The sequence below is a fragment of the Chitinophaga sp. 05T412 genome (assembly GCF_056396465.1).
This window is the reverse complement of sequence record NZ_JBFTLN010000096.1, coordinates 1-425: the sequence shown is the minus strand read 5'-3', so window position 1 is coordinate 425 and position 425 is coordinate 1. Positions and strand designations below refer to the sequence as shown.

General features: G+C 66.6%; 1 pseudogene. It reads left to right on the top strand.

Annotation, left to right across the window (positions count from 1 at the left end):
* Positions 1-425 (top strand): annotated as a pseudogene (locus AC1DFM_RS34835) (histidine--tRNA ligase); the annotation flags it as partial.

Here is a 425-nt window from a genome sequence, read left to right as displayed (position 1 = left end):
GGGCGAGGACGCCGACAAGGAGATCTACGCGGTCTCGCGGCTCGCCGGCGGCAGCGACGACGACGCGCGCTGGGGCCTGCACTTCGACATGACCGTGCCGTTCGCGCGCTACGTGCTCGAGAACGCCGGCAAGCTCTCGTTCCCCTTCCGGCGCTACCAGATCCAGAAGGCTTGGCGCGGAGAGCGCCCGCAGGAAGGCCGCTACCGCGAGTTCACGCAGGCCGACATCGACGTCGTCGACGTGGGCGACCTGTCGCCGCACTTCGAGGCGGAGATGCCGCTCGTCATCGCAGACGTGTTCAGCAAGTTCCCCGTCGGTGACTTCGTCATCCAGGTCAACGACCGCAAGATCCCCAACGGCTTCTACCAGGGCATCGGCATCACCGACGTCATCGGCACCCTGCGCATCGTCGACAAGCTCGACA